General features: G+C 48.9%; 11 protein-coding genes. 8 read left to right on the forward strand and 3 right to left on the reverse strand.

Going from position 1 to position 13,799, the window contains the following annotated elements; translation table 11 throughout:
- Window positions 1-4: 4 nt before the first annotated feature.
- Together M1D61_RS09990 and M1D61_RS09995 are read right to left on the reverse strand one after the other, a co-directional pair.
- Window positions 5-772 carry an HAD family hydrolase gene (locus M1D61_RS09990; RefSeq protein WP_458122200.1) on the reverse strand — a complete coding sequence of 256 codons (768 nt, stop codon included), beginning with the start codon at window positions 770-772 and terminating at the stop codon, window positions 5-7.
- Between the two features lie 12 nt (window positions 773-784).
- Complete coding sequence (locus tag M1D61_RS09995; protein WP_458122201.1) at window positions 785-1,702, reverse strand: ArsR/SmtB family transcription factor; 918 nt, start codon at window positions 1,700-1,702, stop codon at window positions 785-787.
- A gap of 301 nt (window positions 1,703-2,003) precedes the next feature.
- Here M1D61_RS09995 and M1D61_RS10000 point away from each other — a divergent pair, with 301 nt between their 5' ends.
- The 6 genes from M1D61_RS10000 (at window position 2,004) to M1D61_RS10025 (ending at window position 8,592) form a co-directional block, all read left to right on the forward strand.
- Complete coding sequence (locus M1D61_RS10000; RefSeq protein WP_458122467.1) at window positions 2,004-3,155, forward strand: MFS transporter; 1,152 nt, start codon at window positions 2,004-2,006, stop codon at window positions 3,153-3,155.
- Window positions 3,156-3,368: 213 nt separating this feature from the next.
- Window positions 3,369-4,094 carry a phosphonate ABC transporter ATP-binding protein gene (locus M1D61_RS10005; RefSeq protein WP_458122468.1) on the forward strand — a complete coding sequence of 242 codons (726 nt, stop codon included), beginning with the start codon at window positions 3,369-3,371 and terminating at the stop codon, window positions 4,092-4,094.
- 50 nt (window positions 4,095-4,144) lie between these two features.
- Window positions 4,145-5,395: a hypothetical protein gene (locus M1D61_RS10010; protein ID WP_458122202.1), complete on the forward strand. Its 1,251-nt coding sequence runs from the start codon at window positions 4,145-4,147 to the stop codon at window positions 5,393-5,395.
- A gap of 29 nt (window positions 5,396-5,424) precedes the next feature.
- Window positions 5,425-6,123, forward strand: coding sequence for a response regulator transcription factor (locus tag M1D61_RS10015; RefSeq protein ID WP_017812419.1), 699 nt, complete (start codon window positions 5,425-5,427; stop codon window positions 6,121-6,123).
- Window positions 6,123-7,499 carry a HAMP domain-containing sensor histidine kinase gene (locus tag M1D61_RS10020; protein ID WP_458122203.1) on the forward strand — a complete coding sequence of 459 codons (1,377 nt, stop codon included), beginning with the start codon at window positions 6,123-6,125 and terminating at the stop codon, window positions 7,497-7,499. The genes M1D61_RS10015 and M1D61_RS10020 overlap by 1 nt, the downstream gene beginning before the upstream one ends.
- Before the next feature lie 25 nt (window positions 7,500-7,524).
- A complete protein-coding gene (locus M1D61_RS10025) occupies window positions 7,525-8,592 on the forward strand; it encodes a GNAT family N-acetyltransferase (protein ID WP_458122204.1) in 1,068 nt (355 codons plus the stop codon).
- Window positions 8,593-8,778: 186 nt separating this feature from the next.
- Here the strand turns inward: M1D61_RS10025 and M1D61_RS10030 are convergent, their stop codons facing one another.
- Window positions 8,779-9,990: a glucose-1-phosphate adenylyltransferase gene (locus M1D61_RS10030; protein ID WP_458122205.1), complete on the reverse strand. Its 1,212-nt coding sequence runs from the start codon at window positions 9,988-9,990 to the stop codon at window positions 8,779-8,781.
- A 273-nt stretch (window positions 9,991-10,263) separates the two neighbouring features.
- Between M1D61_RS10030 and glgB the strand changes: the two genes are divergently transcribed.
- Together glgB and glgA are read left to right on the forward strand one after the other, a co-directional pair.
- A complete protein-coding gene (gene glgB, locus M1D61_RS10035) occupies window positions 10,264-12,183 on the forward strand; it encodes a 1,4-alpha-glucan branching protein GlgB (protein WP_458122206.1) in 1,920 nt (639 codons plus the stop codon).
- Window positions 12,184-12,241: 58 nt separating this feature from the next.
- Window positions 12,242-13,675: a glycogen synthase GlgA gene (gene glgA / locus M1D61_RS10040; protein ID WP_458122207.1), complete on the forward strand. Its 1,434-nt coding sequence runs from the start codon at window positions 12,242-12,244 to the stop codon at window positions 13,673-13,675.
- Window positions 13,676-13,799 lie beyond the last annotated feature (124 nt).

Below are 13,799 nucleotides of genomic sequence, written 5' to 3' on the forward strand. Positions count from 1 at the left end.
GGATTTATCCCGAAGTCCGTTTTTTCTCATGAATGCGCAGGCTCTGATGAATGATATCCGGTACCTCGGTCAGTTTGGATACCGTATGAAAAGACTGCTCTGTCTCCGCCTGAAGCTGGATAATGTCATAAGCCCATTCCAGTTCATGCTTGATATAGATCGTATTCAGCGAGGCCTGAAGCGCAGGCTGTACGTCTGAGCGGAGCGAGTTGCCGATCATCCACGTATCCTGACGGGGCAGCAGATGGGAAGTGATAATCTCTTCCAGTGCTTTGACATTTTTGTGCTGACGGATAAAGATGCGGGAGTCAAAATACGAAGTCAGCTTCATCTGATCGATTTTGCGCTGTTGGATCGCATCTTCACCACCGGTATACAGATACAGCGTATGTCCAGCCTGCTGAAGCATCTCCAGCGTCTCGACCATGCCGGGATACGCTTCCACTTCCTTTTCATAGACACTGCTGCCGAGCAGCCGCAGCTGGCGCTCTTCCAGTTCGGACGTCGGCCGGTTGTACAGATGGCTGAAGTGGTGATAGGTCTCGACGAGTGAACGCGGGAAATGCTCGCTGGCAAATCCAACCTGGTGCACGCCGGCGACATCGATCTCGATCTGCTTCTGGCGAATATCATGCATTTGTAGTCCTTCGTCCGCAAACCAGCCGGACAGCAGGCTGATAAATTCATCAAGAATCAGATTAAAATATTTGTTACAGTAGATCAGCGTATCATCCATATCGAAGATTAGATGCTGGTGCCGAATGTTTTTCATGAAGTTCACTCCTTAAATACGGATATACGATTCCAGAAATAGTTGAAGCTCGGATACTCCATCCTGGCGCAGGCTGAAGCGGTCAATGTCTTCTCTACCGAGATGGATACGCAGCAGTCCTGCTACACGCAGCATCATCAGATGATGCATCAGCGTCTCCTGCGGCTGCAGCAGATCATGCGCCATTTCCTGCAGTGAACGGGGTTCACCGCCAATATAGCGCAGCATCCGCAAACGTTCGGGATCGGATAGCGCCCGCGTCAGGCGCAGCAGCATATTGGGTGGTTCTTCCTCGCCCTCTTCGGGTACATCGACAGGATATTGAATCAATAGCACCCCATCATAAAAGCAGTACGTATTGATCGGACGGTTGTGCACGGTAGGGAACAGAATAACGGTATGCAGTCCAGGCATCGGAGAGACGACGAGCCCACCGGAAGCATACTCGATTAGCGCTTCCGGTTCCATTTTATCGAGCAGGCCGATTTTTTCTTCGCCGTCTTCTGTAATCAGCGGCAGAATCTGGCCTTCGATCTGGTGAAAGTAATGCTCGTACCACAGCTTGAGAAGCGGGGCATAACTTTTCTGAATCCGGATGCTGTCATTCAGCGACAGTCCAGGCATCATCGGGTGGATCTCATCCCACATGCCGGTTTCCGAAGTATTCTCAAGATGCTCCAAAAAATGGCGCACCGAACCTTCCGGCTGGCGGCAGCTGGCCCAGGCGTACAGTGCATCATAATCGTCAAACGGCCAGGAGGAGGCTTCCAATATCGCCAGACGCACTCCAGGGCTTAATGTATTGTCAATTTCCCGAATCCACTCAGTACCGAGATCGATATCCCGTATCCATTTCTTGGTGACATAGACCATGAAGCTTCCGAGCAGATCATAAATGGGGGAAACGTCTATTTTCACTTGATAGTTCATGAAACGAGAACCTCCCAGAATATAATCATCATTAATCGTGCATTCACTTAACAGGCTTGATTCCTAACTTCCTGTTGTGCTTATTATGGCTTGTTTGCTTACGGATTGTCCACTATAATGTTCGGGTGGTCCGGGTTTACAGGCATCTGTTCGGTTCCCTGGTAACAAGGCGGGAATTGCAATTTATTGCATCCGATCCACTATATCAAATTACAGCATAGATACAGCGTTTTGTAAAATGCTGCTACATAAAAATGGAGGAAATATCGTGTCTGAGACAACAACATCCAATCGTTCATCTATTTATTCCAACCAGACCTCTAATTTTGTGATTCTGATTATTGCCATTATCACAGCAGGTCTTAGCCAGGGCATGCTTCTGCCGGTACTGGCTATCTTCCTGGAGCAGATGGGCGTATCATCTACGGTCAACGGATTGAACGCGGCCGCTTTATACGTCGGCTCCTTTGCCATGACGCTGGCGGCAGAGCGTCTGCTCGGCGTGCTCGGATTCAAAAAATTAATGCTCTGCGGACTGCTGCTGGTCATTATTACCCTGCCGCTGTTTCCGCTGTATCCCAGCATTGCCTTCTGGTTTGTGCTGCGTATGCTTGTCGGTATTGGAGACAGTGCGATTCACTACTCGGCCCAGCTGTGGGTGCTGATGGCAGCACCGGCAGAGAAGAGAGGCCGTAATCTTTCCATTTACGGAATGTCCTACGGAATCGGATTCAGTATCGGTCCACTGGGCATCCAGCTGCTGGATTGGGGCATGATGGCACCATTCCTGATTATGACACTTCTTTTCCTTATAGTAACCGTACTGGTATGGGTGAAACTGCCGGATGGCAAACCGGAAAAAGAAGAAGGCTCCGAGCCACAGAAAGGCCGGTTTGGCCGCAGCTATCGGTGGGCCTGGTATGCGCTTATCCCCGCATTGTTATACGGCTATATGGAAGCGGCGATGAACAGCAATTTCCCGGTGTATGGTTTGCGCATCGGCTTTACGACAGACGCGATTGCTTTCCTGCTGCCATTTATCGGCATAGGCGGTCTTATATTGCAGCTGCCGCTCGGGATGCTGAGCGATCGGTTCGGACGCAAAACGATACTGATGCTGTCCGGAAGTATAGGCGGACTGCTGTTTGTACTTGTGCCGTTCGCCGGAACGAATATCTGGGCAACAGCAGTATTGTTCGCTGCCGCCGGTGGTCTGATCGGTTCCTTTTTCTCGCTGGGACTCGCTTATGCGGCGGATATTTTGCCGAAAATGTATCTGCCTGCCGCCAACGTACTGGCATCCTTTCATTTTAACTTCGGCAGTATTGTCGGGCCGGCAATCGGCGGCAAGGGAATCGAGATGGGGTCGGCTTCCAGTCTGTTCTGGGTACTGGGCAGCTGTTATATTCTTTTTGCAGCGATGGGATTTGTATTCCGTGAAAAAGCAAAATAAAATCCATGCGCAGATGGCATTTCTCTGCTTTTTCCCCTAAACTATACAATAGGAGCAATAATGTTGCTGATATGAAAGAGAGTTGCCGGTCGGAATGTGGATATCGGGCTCGTATGGAACAGGGAAATCAGGAACGTAATGGAAATGAATATCCGGCAGTCCACAAAACAAGTCGGGATGAATAGTCGCAGAAGGGCGGTCGCAGCAATGTCTATGATTCACGTAGATCATCTGACAAAAATAGTCGGAGAAGATAGAACCAGAGTACTCGATGACATCAGCCTGGAAATTCAGCATGGCGAAATGATTGCACTCGTCGGCCCAAGCGGCAGCGGCAAAAGTATGCTGTTGAAATGTCTGGCGATGCGGGAGACCTGGACGGAGGGAAGCTTCCGGGTCGGTGATACGGACATCCATAAATCAGGCTTCAGTGGCAAACGCAAAATCAGCCGGGAATGGTCTTTTCTGGAGCAGAGTCCGCAGCTGCATCCGGAGCGTACTGCACTCAAGACGGTGCTGATCGGACAGTCCGGACAGACACCTGTCTGGCGTATGCTGACCGGAATGGTACGATCCGATGATTATATGGGAGCGATGGATATTTTGGAGACGCTCGGTCTGTTGGACAAAGCTCATCAAAAAGCGGGTACGCTCAGCGGTGGAGAGCGACAGCGTGTTGCTATTGCCCGGGCTCTTGCTCATGGTGCCAAGGTGGTTCTGGCGGATGAGCCGGTAACCGGTCTGGATCCCAAATCAGGCGAAGAGGTCATCAAGACGCTTCGCTCACTGTGCAGTAGCGAGCGGCTGACGGTGATCAGTGTAATTCCGCTGGAACTGGCAGAGCGTTATGCAACCCGGATTATTGGCCTGCAGGAAGGCCGGATTTCCTTTGATATTAATGGAAGAAGGTTGACGAGCGCAGAACGGAGATTGTTATAACCAAAATGGCCTCCCAGCGATACGGCAGGCCGATGAAGAGAGTGATACGAATGAACCGAATGATATGGCTCAGGATGCTGGCGGTGGCAGGCTTGCTTTTTTTGCTAAGCGGCTGCAGCTTTAACCCTTTGTCTGATCCGAAGACATTGATTCAGACACCGGAACTTCCCTCGGACAAGCAGACGCTGAGCAGCGTAATCAGCGCGGAACTGCCCGAGGGAGCAAGTATCCAGAGTCCCAAAAATGGCAATACAAGCCGGATTCAGACCGTGGATCTGGATGGGGATGGAACGAGCGAGACGATCGTGTTTTACCAGACGACCAATGGCCGGATCAACGGAATGATTTTCGAGCAGTCCGGAGATACCTGGGTTAAGCAGCTGGATATTAATGGTGCAGGATTTACTCTGGAGAGTGTAGAGATTACCGACATTACAGGCGATGGACGACGCAATCTGCTGGTCGGCTATTCGAATGATACTGCCGGCAGTGAGAATACGCAGAAGACCCTGGTTGTCTATGATTACAATAATGGCAAGCTGAAAAAAGAAACGGATATTCCTTACTCCTATTATGAGACGATTGATATGGATGGAGACGGGATCAATAATTTGACGACGATGACGATGAACAGCAATCCTGATTATGTATCTGTTACCGTCTACAATTATGATAATGGATTCAAAAAGCTGGATTCCATCGATCTCAATAATATTGTAAGTGCCTATAATGTGGTGGCAGGTAAAGTATCTCCGGATCAGAATGGTATTATCATGGATCAGGCGCTTGGCAAATCAGGCTTCTCGCATCTGTTCATTATGAGAAACGGCAAATTGGAGGATGCCTTCCAGCTCAGCCGGCAGGCAACATGGAAAGACCTGCAGATTGTCAGTGAAGATATCAACAATGATGGCATTTTGGAGATCGGAATGCTGGAGATTCCGACCGGCTGGGAAAATATTGCGCCTGTAGAGACGCCAATGTTCACCAACTATTATCAATGGACCGGTAGCGGATTTTTGGAAAAGCTGGTCAGTCAGCAGTATCGGGATGAAGAAGGCCGTTTTGTCATCAAAATTGCCAGTGACTGGATGGAAAAAATCACACTCGATACCAAGTCCAACAAGGATAAGGATCTGCGTTTTGTATTAAAGGATACCGGTGAAAAGGTAGCCGAAGTGCGGTTCTTTAGCGAAAATGAGTGGAACAACCATAATGGAGACTGGGAGATTATCGCCGAGAACAGAGGGCAGGTTATCGCACTCTGGGAAAATGATAAAGTAAATATTATTCAAAATTAAGTACAGGATGAACAAGGAGGAGCAGTTGCATGAGTAAAGTACTGATTATGGAGGATGAAGAGTCCATCCGCAGTTTTATTATTATTAACCTCAAGCGTAATGGTTTCGAAGTACTGGAGACCGAGAATGGAGAGCAGGCACTTCATATGCTGGAGACTGTTCCGGATATTGACATCGCTCTGCTGGACGTTATGGTGCCGGGGATCGATGGTTTCGAAGTATGCCGCCGTATCCGGGAAAAGAACGAACGGATCGGTATTATTTTCCTGACAGCCAAAGTACAGGAACAGGACAAAGTCTATGCGCTGTCTGTCGGAGCGGATGACCATGTGAGCAAGCCATTTAGCCCGACCGAGCTGATCGCGCGTATCCAGTCGCTGCTGCGCCGCGTCAATGTGCAGCGGGAGTCGGATACCAAAGTATCATTTGAGTCCGGTCCGTTTACGCTGGATCTGATCTCCAAGCAATTCAAGAAAAACGGTAAAATGATTGAACTGACACCAACCGAATTCTCATTGGTCCAGTTTTTCCTTGAAAAGGAGAATACGCCGCTCAGCCGTGATCTGCTGCTGGATCATGTATGGGGCAAAGACTATATGGGTGACCCCAAAATCGTTGATGTTAACATCCGACGTCTTCGCCAAAAAATCGAGAACAATCCGTCCGAGCCGGAATTCTTGCAGACTGTATGGGGACATGGTTATAAATGGAGAGGCCGGGAGTCCTAATGATTAAAAAGGGGATGACCCGGCAGATCGTTCTGCATTACTTTCTAGTCGTCTTTCTGACGATTCTTCTGGTCGAGATGGTCTTTCTGTTCGCGATTCGTACGTATTACTACGATGGGATCTCCAACTACTTGCAGTCTTCGTTTGATAATACGAATCCACCGACCAATTCCAGAGACCTGATCTCCACCTATACGCTGGACAAAGCCGAAGTGCAGGTGCTTGATCTAAAAGGAAATGTAATCCAGAACTCCACGCCGTTCCGATTGGATAAACCGATTCAGACCGGTGATATTCCGCAGGCACTGACCGGCTCAACCGGGCGCTGGATCGGCAAGCAGGCGGGAACTGGTGAAGATGTAATGGCGGTCACCCGGATGATTCAGATTAACGGCGATAAATCGTATCTGGTCCGGTATGTCACATCGCTCGAGCTGGTGAATCAGAAGCTGTTTTATATTACGCTGGTATCCACAGGTATCGGGATTATTATTCTGATTATCGTACTGATTGTCAGTGTCGGTCTGGCCAACTCGATTGTTAAGCCGATTAACAATATTATCAATGTCTCTACCCTTATGGCGAAGGGGGACTTTAATGTCAGGATCAAGGGCAATTACCCCCATGAAATCGGGGATCTGGCTTCAACCCTGAATTATATGGCGGACGAAATCGTACAAAGCAACCAGGTCAAGGATGACTTTATTTCTTCGATCTCTCATGAGCTGCGTACTCCGCTGACAGGCATCAAGGGTTGGAGCGAAACGCTGGTCTCCGGCGGATTCGATCCGGAAGAGACCAAGCTGGGCATGAGCATCATTTCCAAAGAGACCGACCGTCTGATCGGACTGGTCGAAGAAATGCTGGACTTCTCCAAATTGCAGCAAAACCAGATGAAACTGGTGATGGGCGAAGTCAATATGAAGGAACTGCTGCAGGAGACGATGCTGAATGTATGGGCCAAAGCCGAGCAAAAGCATATTAGTCTCAGCTTGCAGCCGGGTGAGCGTCCATTTATCGTCTATGCGGATGGTAACCGTCTCAAGCAGGTGTTCCTGAATCTGGTCGATAACGCGATCAAATTCTCGCCGGACGGCTCGACGATTGCACTGATGATCACCGAGATGGCTCCCGACAAGGTACGCATCTCGGTCAAAGATCCGGGCATCGGGATCAGTCCGGAATTTCTGGAAAAGGTAAAAGACCGGTTCTTCCAGGTCAATCCGAACCAGGGCGGTACCGGACTTGGACTGGCGATAACGCAGCAGATCGTCAAGCTGCATGAAGGCGAAATGCATATTGAGAGCGAATTGGATCAGGGAACCACGGTAAGTGTAGATCTGCCGCTGCTCGATAATCAGCAGCAGGCAGGATAACGGGCGTATACAGGGAGGCAGGAAAATGAGTCTGTCAGAAATCAAAGATCAGCTGGCTGTGCATATCCGCAGAGCTGAGCTGTCCGAACAGGAACAGGTTAGGCACTTTCTTATCGAAGCAGCAGACTGGATGGAATCCAGGCAGATTGGAAAGTGGAGACGCGGGATGTTTACTCCCGAGCTAATTCAAAGCTACTTTATGGAGCGGGAAGTATATATCGCCGAGGTAGCTGGAGAGCCTGCCGGTATGTTTACTTTGCAAGCCGGAGATGCAGAATACTGGCAGCATCGCAATGATGAGAATTATCTGTATTTGCATAGACTGACTGTAGCTTCCCGGTTTCGTTCGATCGGATTGGGGCCGGCAATGCTGCGATGGGCGGAGGAGTATGCGAACCAGCAGGGAGGTAAAGGATTGCGACTGGATTGCATGGCCGATCTGCTGCCGCTGAACCGTTTTTATCAGCAGCAGGATTTTCGTTATATGGGCACGCATCATGTAAGCGGCAAGCTGGCCAGTCTGTACGAGAAGCTGCCGCCTGCCCGGGAGCATGATATTCGTCTGCAGTACTTTACAGCCAAGGATTATGATCAGCTCCTCAGCTGGTCAGGGGATGCGGAATTTTTGCTGCAATGGAGTGGATCGCAGTGGAAGTATCCGCTGCAGACGACGGATCTGGATGCCTATCTGCAGAACGCTAATGATCCTTCCCATTCGGAGCAGTTAATCTACACCGCTGTTGAACGCAGCAGCGGCAGAGCGGTAGGGCATATTGCCCTGACCCGTATCGACCGGGATAACCGTTCAGCCCGTATTTCCCGCGTACTGGTCGGCGATCCGGAAGCAAGAGGTAAAGGCTACGGACGCCGAATGATCGAGGAAGCACTGCGAATCGGCTTTGATGCGCTCGGAATGCATCGTATTACACTGGCAGTACTCGATTATAATACATCAGCCAAACAGTTGTACGAATCCTGTGGTTTTCAGCAGGAAGGTTATCTGCGTGATACCATGAAGTTGAATGATCGGTATTACAGCATATATGAGATGAGTATACTGGAAGACGAATGGCAAGCTGCTACCTCGCTCTGAAGCGCGTGATACAGCCTCACAGGTAGAAGCTAAGGGCTTATTTTCAAAAGTAAACATATCAATAGTATCCATAGCCGTATTCATATCAAAAAAGGCGAAGCATATGCTCCGCCTTTTTTGTATTTCAATTTTCCATTTTTATTCTGTTCATCAGCCATGCTGATCGGTTGTTCTACCTGTGTTCGATTAAGAAGAGATGCCGCCTGCACGGACACGTCCGGATTTGTCATAGACTTCTTTCAACAGCATAGCCGGTTGAGTACGTACAGATGGTTTGGCGTATACGGTTTCGTAAGGAGCGACAACTTTGATCTCGTCTTTGCTACCCTGAACAACAGCATTGTCCTTGATCACTGCACCTTCAGCGATAATCGCATATTCCACATGGGCATTTTTACCGATAAATGCGCCAGGCATGATTACACTCTCAATCACTTTAGCCTGTTTGCTGATTGTGGAGTCATTGAATACGACAGAGCGCTCAACTTTGCCTTCCAGAACTGCTTTGCTGCTGATCATGGAGCAATCCGGTGCTGCCGCATTCTGTTGATTGGAGACGATATCCAGATCGGCAGAGAACATTGGCCATTCGCTTCTTTTCAGTTCGAATTGTTTGCTGTGGGAGAGAATGTCCATATGAGCTTCCCACAGGCTGTTAATTGTACCTACGTCTCTCCAGTAGCCGAGGAATTCGTAAGCTACCACTTTTTCATCATCAGCAAGCATTTGCGGGATGATGTCTTTGCCAAAGTCACGATTGGAGTTGGCCTTTTCAGCATCCGCAACAAGATGCTGTCTCAGGTACTGCCAATCAAACACGTAGATCCCCATGGAAGCCAGATTGCTTTCCGGATCGGCTGGTTTTTCGGAGAACTTGGTAATAGTCATGCTATCATCCACACTCATTACACCAAAACGGCTTGCTTCTTCCCATGGCACTTCCACTACGGAAAGGGTCGCTTTGGCATTATGTTCTTGGTGGTACTGAAGCATCTCGCTATAATCCATATGGTAAATATGATCGCCGGACAGAACCAGAACATCTTTGGGGTCCAGGGCATCAATATATTCCAGGTTTTTGTAAATGGCATCTGCAGTGCCCATATATTCACCTGTGGTCTCGGAAGACAGCAGGGTAATGTTCATTTTCAGTGCATCGGTGGACCAGGAATCTCCCTGACCAATATGATCGTGCAACGATTCCGCTTCATATTGAGTCAGTACACCTACCGTGTCAATTCCGGAATTCACACAGTTGCTAAGAGGAAAATCGATAATTTTGTAGTCTCCGCCAAATGGCACGGCAGGTTTCGCAACGATGGACGTCAAAGGTGCCAATCTGCGTCCTTCACCTCCGGCCAGCAACATAGCGATACATTCTTTTTTTGTATTTTTCATGTCGTTTTCCCTCCCATTTTCATGACAACGCTCAGTTGGCAATGTATTAGTTTTATAAACCTGTGGTGCGGCCCTTGAAACAACAGGATTGTAAAATATTATCAGAGTCGAATTTTTGTTCCCCCCCTTTTTTTGCCATAATATGAAGAAACAGAATTTACGGTGACTCCCTATTTTCAATCGTGCTAGAATAGGGTAATAGTTAAGGCTAAAAACTTATAGCCTTATAGCCAGCAGGCTTCGGCACGGTTTACTACTAGTGGAGGTGATATTTTGGTAAAAAAATATACGGAATATAAATTACCTACTGCAGAAGAAATTTATCTTTTTCATGAAGGCACCAATTACCATGCGTATCGTCAATTTGGCTCACATCTAACTGCCGAAGAAGGGCAGCAGGGTGTACGGTTTACGGTATGGGCACCTCATGCAGCACAGGTAAGTGTGGCAGGAGACTGGAATAACTGGGATAGAGAAGAATATCCTTTACATAAGCTGGATGAATCGGGAATATGGAGCGGATTTATCGCGGGTATTACCGAGGGAACATTATACAAATATGTGATCACCTCGCAGCAGGGAGAGATCTTCTTCAAAGCAGATCCCTATGCCGTTCATGCAGAGGTGCGCCCGGCTACGGCTTCAGTGGTCAAGTCGCTGGACGGGTACAAATGGAAAGACGCAGCATGGAAGCGCAAGCGTCGTTCTGCCTATCAACGTCCGTTGAACATCTATGAGATGCATTTTGGCACATGGCGGCAAAAGGAAGACGGCAGTCTCTACAGCTATACCGAACTGGCCGAACTGCTCGTTCCTTATCTGGTGGATATGGGCTATACGCATGTGGAATTGATGCCGCTGACCGAGCATCCGTATGATCTGTCCTGGGGCTATCAGAGTACCGGTTATTTTGCACCGACGAGCCGCTATGGTACGCCGCAGGAACTGATGTACTTTGTAGATACCTGTCATCAGGCGGGAATCGGGGTTCTGCTGGACTGGGTACCCGGGCATTTCACCAAGGATGCACATGGGCTGCGCATGTTTGACGGAACTCCTCTTTATGAATATGCCGATCCGGAGCGGGCGGAGAAGCGAGGCTGGGGCACTTTGTCCTTTGACTTTGGGAAGCCTGAGGTACGCAGCTTCCTGATCTCAAGCGCCTTGTACTGGATGGATGTATATCATTTTGATGGACTGCGGGTAGATGCAGTGACGAGCATGATCCGGCTTGATTTTGAACGTGAAGGCGGAGGCTGGCGTCCGAATCAGCATGGCGGTGTAGAGAATCTGGAAGCCATCTCCTTTTTACAACAGCTGAATAAGACTATTTTTCATTATTATCCGAATGCGCTGATGATGGCGGAAGAATCGAGTGCATGGCTGGGCGTGACCAAACCTGCACATGAAAATGGTCTCGGTTTTAACTATAAATGGAATATGGGCTGGATGAATGATACGCTGGATTACGTGGAAACTTCCTTTGAAGCAAGGCCGTCCAAGCATAACCGGCTAACTTTCCCGCTCGTCTATGCTTATTCGGAGAACTTCACCCTGCCGCTATCGCATGATGAAGTGGTCCATGGCAAAAAGTCGCTGCTGGATAAAATGCCGGGTACGTATGAACAGAAGTTTGCCGGTCTGCGTCTGCTGCTGGCTTACCAGATGACCCATCCGGGCAAAAAGCTGCTGTTTATGGGTGGCGAATTTGGCCAGTTTATCGAATGGAAAGATCAGGATCAGCTGGACTGGCTGCTGCTGGATTATGACATGCATCGTAAAATGCAGGATTATACACGGGAGCTCAATCAGCTCTATCTCAGTGCACCTGCACTGTGGGAACGTGATCATGACTGGGAAGGGTATGAGTGGCTCAATGCGGATGACGCGCAGAACAGCGTAATCACATATATGCGTAAAGGCAAAAAGCCATCCGACACGCTGCTGATTGCGATCAACTTCCAGCCCGTTCCGCGTGTGAATTACCGAATCGGTGTACCGAAAGCAGGTACCTATACGGAAATCTGGAATAGTGATGAACCGAGATTCGGCGGAACCGGCGGCAGAACGATCCAGACCGCCGCCTCCGAGAAAGTCGAATGGAATGGGCAGGAGAACAGCATTACCCTGAATCTGCCGCCGCTGAGCGCGATTATTATCAAGCGGGGCACAGGCAGACGCAAAAAAGCCTGATCTCTACTGAATTCCTGTGAACGATACAGATAACCCAATGATAAGGAGGATATGAAGGATGAATATCTTATTTGCAGCAGCGGAAGCCAACCCTTTTATCAAAACAGGGGGATTGGCGGATGTAATTGGTGCTTTGCCTACCGCCCTGAAAAAGGAAAAATGCGACGTGCGCGTCGTGATGCCTAATTACAAAAGTATCAGCGAGTCGATTCGCAATCAGGCGACACTGGTAACCGTTATTCAGGTTCAGATCGGCTGGCGCAGCCAGTACTGCGGGATCAAGCAGTTCAAGCAGGATGGAATAACCTTCTATCTGCTGGACAATGAATATTATTTTGGACGCGATGGGGTATATGGCTATGGAGATGATGCGGAACGGTTTGCCTTTTTCAATCGTGCGGTCCTCGATATGCTGCCGGCGGTAGATTTCCAGCCGGATATTATTCATGCGCATGATTGGCATACCGGTATGATTCCGCTGCTGCTCAAGGCGCAGTATCAATCCGTACCATTCTATTCCAATATACGTACGGTATATACGATTCATAATCTGTTGTATCAGGGTGTGTTCCCCTATTCGGTATTATGGTCTCTGTTTGGGTTGGATGATCGTTATTTCCATGCCGAAGGGGTCGAGTATTATGGAAATGTCAGTTACATGAAAGCAGGTATTGTGTTTGCTGACCGGGTAACTACAGTCAGCCCTACATACGCGGAAGAGATCAAGATGCCGTATTATGGTTATGGTCTGGATGGTCTGCTGCGCTCACTGGGCGGACGGCTGCGCGGGATTGTTAACGGGATTGATACCAAAAGTTATAATCCGGCAACAGATCCGTATCTGGCTTCTCACTACCGCAGCGGTACGAGCAAACGACTGGAGAACAAAAAAGCACTGCAGGAAGAGCTGGGTCTGCCCGTAGATCCCAAGATTCCGGTCATCTCGATGGTTACCCGTCTGGTCGAATCCAAAGGACTGGATCTGGTGAGCCGGGTACTGGATGAGCTGCTGTATTATGATGATGTGCAATTTGTGCTGCTCGGTACCGGAGAAGCGGCTTATGAAGACTGGTTCCGTGAAGCGGTCTACCGGCATCCCGGTAAGCTGGCGGCAGAGATTCGCTTCAGTGAAGGGGTAGCCCGCCGGATGTATGCAGGCACTGATATGTTCCTGATGCCATCCAAATTTGAACCATGCGGAATCAGTCAACTGCTGGCTCTGCGTTACGGCAGTATTCCGATTGTACGTGAAACCGGGGGTCTCAATGATACGGTCCATTCCTATAATGAAATGACCGGTGAAGGTACAGGTTTTACTTTCCATTCCTATAATGCTCATGATATGCTGTATACGATACGTCGTGCGCTTTCCTTTTATCATCAGCCTAAGCATTGGAAGCAGGTTATGAAAAATGCAATGGGCGGCGATTACAGCTGGCAGACTTCTGCCAGAGAGTACCTGGAAGTGTACCGTGAAGCACAGCAGGAATAATCGATTGCTTGCTGAGTATGGCTTATCTTAACTGCATAGGCTATTATCCATATATGACTATTTTCCTGACAAAACATGCGGCTGTTTTTCTACAACGATTCATATGTAGGAAGCAGCCGTGTTG

The organism is Paenibacillus sp. Z6-24 (assembly GCF_054161335.1).